This is a genomic window from Lancefieldella parvula DNF00906, assembly GCF_000758945.1.
GTDB classification, from domain to species: domain Bacteria; phylum Actinomycetota; class Coriobacteriia; order Coriobacteriales; family Atopobiaceae; genus Lancefieldella; species Lancefieldella parvula_C.
Window position 1 is genome coordinate 1 of the sequence record NZ_JRND01000005.1, and the last position, 5,039, is coordinate 5,039.

Below are 5,039 nucleotides of genomic sequence, written 5' to 3' on the forward strand. Positions count from 1 at the left end.
ATATATCACTTAGATTAAAGTCGCAAATTGATTCGAGCAGTTATGAAAACGGTAGAGTTTGGAAAACAAAATAACGACGTAATCATGCTGCTTCATGGTGGCGGTTTATCTTGGTGGAACTATAAAGCCGAGGCTGAACTGCTGAAGGATCAATATCAATGTCCTTCTGACCATGATTGAGCGAATGACCCGAAAGTACAGGATGATTCGCGTTCCTAGACGTGACCCGAACGGTGTCATGGCTGCGTTGTCGGCAGTCCGCTCTCAGTATAAGGAACACTGGAATGATGTCTTGAAGACGATCGCCACAGATAACGATTCCGAGTTTGCGACATTGTCTGACCTGGAGGGTCTGAGCAAAACACTAATCTACTTCGCCCATCCCTACACCTCATGCGAGAAGGGCTCGATGGAGCGCCACAACGGACTGATCCGCAGATTCATCCCTAAGGGAAAACGAATCGGCAGCTACTCCGACGAACAGCTTGCTCAGATTAAGATCTGATGCAATGGCCTTCCACGGAAGTCGCTCGGCTACCGCACCCCGGACAAGCTCTTCAAGGATGAACTGAATCGGATTTACTCCTGTGCTGCCTGATAGACTATTCAACTGTCAATGTTCAACTTGTTATTGCAATTTTTGCATATAAAAATTAATAAAGAAGTTTCATAAATTTGGGTTTGTGCGGAGGTTTTCTATTAATGATAAAATAATTAAAAATAAACGCTAATCCTTAGGAGGTAAGAAATGTTTAAGTTCCTAAAGAAAAACAATATCAACTGTGAAACAGAAACAGATAAAAACAAAATAACGAGAGATAGATTTCAAGGATATTTAAACCTAGTAAATAATAATTATTTGGGGCATGATTCAGCACAATGTGCACAAGTTTTCATCGAAATCATAGTTGAACATCTAAACTATGAGGAAGCTTTACAAGTCCTTGAGAAGGGGCATCATGCGCAAGATAATTCCTTAATAGAAGAAATTTATTCGAAAATTGAAAGTTGCTTATTCTTAAATAGAAAAACAATTCCTATAGAAAAAGAACCTATTAAGATAGATATTAATAAATTACCTATTTTACTAAACCCTTGGAATGGAGAAAGAATACTCGATAATTTTATAGGTATAAACAATAATAATGTGTTTGACGGTGTTCGTTTCAGTTGGAATATACAAAATCATTATTTATATCCAATGAATATAGTTGTTTGTACAGGCGGCAACCATTCTCAATTATCTGCGAGATACCAAAACAAAGGGGAAACTGTAATCAATGAAATAAAAGATTTTACATCACTTTATGATAAGGTAAAATTCGATGGTGCTAATTATATTAAAGCTGAGGACAATACAATTATTGAAATGGAATATGATGAAAACATATTGTTTTATTCTGGAGTGATTTTTGAATTGGGGAGATATTTACTCGATGGAAATTACTCAAATTCAATCTATGAGAGATAACATACCTTTTAACGATAACCTTAAGCTATCGTTAAAAGGTTTATTGATATATTCCCACATACGAACTCAACTACTTGACATACTTAGTGTTCACTCGTTTCATGTCGAGTGTGTTGTAGTTCTTTCTCGGACTTAGATTAAAGTCGCAAACTGAATCGAGCAGCTATGAAAACGGTAGAGTTTGGAAAACAAAATAACGACGTAATCATGCTGCTTCATGGTGGCGGTTTATCTTGGTGGAACTATAAAGCTGAGGCTGAACTATTAAAGAATCAATATCACGTTGTGCTGCCAATCCTTGACGGACATGCAGGCAGCGACAATGATTTTATAAGTATTGAGAAAAACGCAAGTCGGCTCATTTCTTTTATCGATAAAGAATTTGGAGGCTCAGTTCTCCTTATTGGAGGTCTGTCCCTTGGTGCGCAGATTTTAGTTGAAATGCTTGCGCAACGAAACTCAATCTGTCAAAACGCTGTCATTGAAAGTGCATCTGTTATTCCATCTAGGCTGACAAATGCCCTAATTAAACCAATGTTTTCTCTAAGTTATGGCTTAGTGAAAAAGAAGTGCTTTGCTCAAATGCAATTTGACTATCTTCATATTCGTAAAGATTTATTTGAAGACTATTATCGGGACACGTCACAAATCTCAAAAGAAAACATGATTGCATTCTTGGAAGCAAATACATCCTATGAGATAAAACCCAACCTTCAAAATGTCCACGCCAAAGTCCGTATACTTGTCGGAGAAAAAGAACAGAAAAAGATGATCCGTTCAGCAGAGCAATTGCATAAGGCACTGCCTGGTAGCGTTCTTGAAATAAAGAAAGGCTTATATCATGGCGAGTATTCTATCAATTACCCAGAAGACTATACAAAAGAACTTCTAGACATGATTAATGCTCAATAGACGCTTGCCGTCCACCGCCCATCGTTCTGTCCTCCAAAACTCAGGAGCTCCCCGTGATTATAAAAAACGAAATACCTCTTTTAGAATATGACGATGCCTCCCCAGAGGTTATTTCAGCAGATCACGAATGGACCGCAGGTCAGCTACCAGAAAAGTGCCTCTTTGCATTTCTTGGAGACGTTGTCCACGATTACGCCAACCAGCACGGAGCGGAAGTCGTAGAAACAATCGTGACCGTTTCTCGAGACATTAAAGTCTACGTTTTAGATTCCTATGGCGAAAAAATCTGTTTAGTTCAGTCTCCTACTGGATCTGCTTCATCCACACAGGTAATGGACATACTTGTTAGCTGTGGATGCAAGAAAGTAATTGCAGTTGGTTCATGCGGCGTTCTAAAAGAGATACAAGAGAATGCCTTTCTCGTCCCAACTAAAGCTCTTAGAGCGGAAGGAACGTCCTATCACTATCTCCCAGCATCAAGATATATAGAGCTTGATAAGGAACCAATTTCTGTCATAGAAGAGACCTTCAAAAAAGACGGTCTCCCTTTTGAGATGTGTACCACCTGGTCTACTGACGGTTTCTTCCGTGAAACAAAGGATATGGTTAAGTATCGCCTGCAAGAAGGATGCTCAGTTGTAGAGATGGAATGCTCGGCACTAGCCGCCTGTTGCAGAAAACGAGGGGCACAGTTTGGACAGTTCCTTTTTACAGCAGACTCTTTGGCAAACGTTCACGAATATGACGAGAGGGACTTTGGCAAAGATTCGCATGAAAAGGCACTGCTTCTTGGTCTGGAGATAGTAAAGAACTTTACCTAAGCCATTACCGGTCATCCACCCTTTCTGCGCTCCGTAAAATTTAAGCGTACAATTGTTGACGTGCACTACTTAGCTTTTCATCAGGGCATTTTTTACGACTAGTGAGGCTCGTATGAAAGTTCAGCAGCTCATCAAAGATACGTGCGCAATAGCCGCCGAGGACCTCGGCAAAGCAAAAGCAGATCAGATTGCACAGGCAGCTCAAACGCGATTCGAGGCGCTCTGTACAGAAAATGCATCCGATTCCAAAGAACTCCGTGCTCACTCTTTCAAACGCATTTACCCTGGTATTGCAATATATGAAGCTCTACGCGTAGAGGGCATCCCACAAGAAAAGGCCGTCTGGTATATTCGCGAATATTTCCAGCGATTTGCCGCCAAGCGGGTTCCTCTGTTCCAATGGGCCATCAAAACGTTTGGCCTTGCTCGCAAGTTTCCTCATCTCTTTAAATCAGGTATCGAGAAAAGCTGCACATCAAGCGCGGGATTTGCCTTTGAATATCCAGAAAGTCATGGTAACGAAGCTCGCCTCAATATTGTGAGCTGTCCCTACTATGAGATAACTAAAAGATACGGTTGCCCCGAAATAACCGCTGCATACTGTGATAGCGACGATGCAGGATACGGTAATTTGCATCCACAGCTTATCTGGGGCCGCACAAAAACCATAGGCCACGGTGGCGATTGTTGCGATTTTCTCTTAGAGTATAAGGAGAACTAACCGCAGGTAGACGCTGTTTGCCTGCACCGTCGCTAAAATTTTGTCATCTACATGACGTGATTTGAGCACGTTTACTAGGAGTTTTTTATGCAAGAAAATCGTATGTTTTCCGACGTCAAGCAGGCAAAGAGACTAACTCCAGCTTGGCTTAGTCCCTTTTTAGCCGTTTTCTTGTTGGTCGTTGGGCAAATTATTGGCGCCATTGTAATGACCATCTCAGCAGCACTTATTATTGCCCCTTACTACATGGCGCACCCAGATCTTCCAGATCGCCTTTCCGATTCCCTCAATCTGAGAGAGATTTTTGGAGACTACTATCTTCTGGTAACGCTTCTTTCCTTTGTCTTTATTGCAGGTCTCTTTTTCCTGTGGGTAAAACTCTTTGAAAAACGTCCGATTGCTACCCTAGGATTTTACAAAGACAACTGGAAGAAAGAGCTGTTCAAAGGCTTTGGTCTAGGAATTCTTCTCTTCTCTGTTGTGATGTTGATCCTCATTTTGACCGGATCTTATCAATTAGTTGGCACTACTTTTACGCCTTATGCATTCGGCTTTGTTCTTCTCACTATTCCGTTTTGGCTGATTCAGGGCGGAACAGAAGAACTTATCACGAGGGGCTGGCTTCTTCCTGTCATGGCAGAGAAGTCCAATAAAATTATTGCAATCGTGGTTTCGAGCAGTCTATTTGGTCTTCTCCATATGTTTAACAGCGGCTTTACCATGCAGTCTCTGATTGACCTGATTCTTTTTGGCATCTTAGAGACGTTCTATATCATCAAAACTGACAATCTCTGGGGAGCCGCTGGCATTCACGGAGCCTGGAACTTTGCTCAGGGCAACATCTTTGGAGTTCTGGTAAGCGGTAGCACTACAGGCAGTTCTTTGCTGCAGTTTGCCCCTGGCAGTGGCCCGGATTGGCTTACCGGCGGTAGCTTTGGCGCAGAAGGTTCCATCGTTTGCACGCTTGTTATGCTGGTAACTATCCTGATTCTTGCCTATCAGCTCAGGAAATCTGGCAAGCTCTTTACAAAGAAGCCTACCGAGAAACCCGGTGAGCCCACAAACGCTTCTTCATAACTAACCAAATTTCATTAAATTCTAATTTCATAGATAG

At 41.6% G+C, this 5,039-nt stretch carries 7 protein-coding genes; all 7 read left to right on the forward strand.

Going from position 1 to position 5,039, the window contains the following annotated elements; genetic code table 11:
* Positions 1–42 precede the first annotated feature (42 nt).
* The 7 genes from HMPREF1647_RS06960 to HMPREF1647_RS01045 all read left to right on the forward strand — a co-directional run bounded on the left by HMPREF1647_RS06960 (position 43) and on the right by HMPREF1647_RS01045 (position 5,002).
* Entirely contained in the window at positions 43–180 is a 138-nt protein-coding gene (locus HMPREF1647_RS06960; RefSeq protein ID WP_262363764.1) for a hypothetical protein, read from the forward strand.
* Positions 181–202: 22 nt separating this feature from the next.
* The gene (locus HMPREF1647_RS01020; RefSeq protein WP_262363765.1) at positions 203–505 is read left to right on the forward strand and encodes an IS30 family transposase; all 303 of its coding nucleotides are present in this window, start codon (positions 203–205) and stop codon (positions 503–505) included.
* 243 nt (positions 506–748) lie between these two features.
* Complete coding sequence (locus tag HMPREF1647_RS01025; protein WP_035431322.1) at positions 749–1,471, forward strand: DUF6710 family protein; 723 nt, start codon at positions 749–751, stop codon at positions 1,469–1,471.
* A 165-nt stretch (positions 1,472–1,636) separates the two neighbouring features.
* Entirely contained in the window at positions 1,637–2,383 is a 747-nt protein-coding gene (locus HMPREF1647_RS01030) for an alpha/beta fold hydrolase (RefSeq protein ID WP_035431324.1), read from the forward strand.
* Positions 2,384–2,436: 53 nt separating this feature from the next.
* On the forward strand, positions 2,437–3,204 hold the full coding sequence (locus HMPREF1647_RS01035; RefSeq protein ID WP_035431326.1) for a nucleoside phosphorylase: 768 nt from the start codon (positions 2,437–2,439) through the stop codon (positions 3,202–3,204).
* A gap of 112 nt (positions 3,205–3,316) precedes the next feature.
* A complete protein-coding gene (locus tag HMPREF1647_RS01040) occupies positions 3,317–3,925 on the forward strand; it encodes an L-2-amino-thiazoline-4-carboxylic acid hydrolase (RefSeq protein WP_035431328.1) in 609 nt (202 codons plus the stop codon).
* A gap of 87 nt (positions 3,926–4,012) precedes the next feature.
* Positions 4,013–5,002: a CPBP family intramembrane glutamic endopeptidase gene (locus HMPREF1647_RS01045; RefSeq protein ID WP_035431331.1), complete on the forward strand. Its 990-nt coding sequence runs from the start codon at positions 4,013–4,015 to the stop codon at positions 5,000–5,002.
* The last annotated feature ends 37 nt before the right edge of the window (positions 5,003–5,039 follow it).

Excerpts from the sequence above, each read along its gene's own strand:
- HMPREF1647_RS01040 (WP_035431328.1), top strand. The coding sequence starts at position 3,317 with ATGAAAGTTCAGCAGCTCATCAAAGATACGTGCGCAATAGCCGCCGAG.
- HMPREF1647_RS01045 (WP_035431331.1), top strand. The coding sequence starts at position 4,013 with ATGCAAGAAAATCGTATGTTTTCCGACGTCAAGCAGGCAAAGAGACTA.
- HMPREF1647_RS01030 (WP_035431324.1), top strand. The coding sequence starts at position 1,637 with ATGAAAACGGTAGAGTTTGGAAAACAAAATAACGACGTAATCATGCTG.
- HMPREF1647_RS01025 (WP_035431322.1), top strand. The coding sequence starts at position 749 with ATGTTTAAGTTCCTAAAGAAAAACAATATCAACTGTGAAACAGAAACA.
- HMPREF1647_RS01020 (WP_262363765.1), top strand. The coding sequence starts at position 203 with ATGATTCGCGTTCCTAGACGTGACCCGAACGGTGTCATGGCTGCGTTG.
- HMPREF1647_RS06960 (WP_262363764.1), top strand. The coding sequence starts at position 43 with ATGAAAACGGTAGAGTTTGGAAAACAAAATAACGACGTAATCATGCTG.